The organism is Microcystis sp. LE19-41.2A, from assembly GCF_027530405.1.
In the GTDB taxonomy this organism is placed as follows: Bacteria; Cyanobacteriota; Cyanobacteriia; order Cyanobacteriales; family Microcystaceae; genus Microcystis; species Microcystis aeruginosa.
Map to the genome: position 1 here is coordinate 1 of NZ_JAPZQJ010000142.1, position 1,028 is coordinate 1,028.

At 53.6% G+C, this 1,028-nt stretch carries 1 protein-coding gene; it reads right to left on the minus strand.

Annotation, left to right across the window (positions count from 1 at the left end; translation table 11 throughout):
* The coding region (gene psbD, locus O9290_RS06070; protein WP_043996166.1) for a photosystem II D2 protein (photosystem q(a) protein) at positions 1-1,025 on the minus strand (1,025 nt) is incomplete at its 3' end.
* Positions 1,026-1,028 lie beyond the last annotated feature (3 nt).

Consider the following 1,028-nt stretch of genomic DNA (forward strand, 5'->3'; position numbering starts at 1 on the left):
TCAGGGAAGATAAAGTTTTCGTGGGGTTGGTCTTGGGGAGCCATCCAAGCTCTCAGACCTTCGTTAAGCAGAATATTTTTAGTGTAGAAGGTTTCAAATTCCGGGTCTTCCGCCGCTCTCAATTCCTGAGAAACGAAGTCATAGGCCCGTAGGTTAAGCGCTAATCCCACCACACCCACAGCACTCATCCATAAACCAGTCACGGGGACAAAGAGCATGAAGAAGTGTAACCAACGTTTGTTGGAGAAAGCGATGCCGAAGATTTGCGACCAGAAACGGTTCGCAGTGACCATGGAGTAGGTTTCTTCCGCTTGGGTGGGTTCAAAAGCCCGGAAAGTGTTGGAACCTTCACCGTCTTCAAACAGGGTATTTTCTACCGTCGCTCCGTGAATAGCACAGAGAAGCGCACCACCGAGGATACCAGCTACACCCATCATGTGGAAGGGGTTGAGAGTCCAGTTGTGGAAGCCTTGGAAGAAGAGAATGAAACGGAAGATACCAGCCACGCCGAAGCTAGGGGCAAAGAACCAGCTAGACTGACCGAGGGGGTACATCAGGAAGACACTGACGAACACCGCAATCGGGCCAGAGAAGGCGAGGGCGTTGTAGGGACGAATGCCGACTAAACGGGCGATTTCAAACTGACGTAGCATGAAGCCAATCAAGCCGAAAGCACCGTGGAGGGCGACAAAGGGCCATAAACCGCCGATTTGACACCAACGGGTGAAGTTACCTTGGGCTTCCGGTCCCCAGAGAAAGAGGATGGAGTGACCGAAGGCATCGGCGGGGGTGGAGACGGCTACAGTCAGGAAGTTGCCGCCTTCCAGGTAGGAACTGGCTAACCCGTGGGTGTACCAGGAGGTGACGAAGGTGGTGCCGGTTAACCATCCACCTAGGGCCATGAAGGCGCAGGGGAAGAGTAGTAAACCAGACCAACCGATGAAGACGAAACGGTCTCTTTTGAGCCAGTCATCGAGAGCATCAAACAGCCCTCTTTCTGGGGCGCGTCCGACAGCAATGGTCATGGG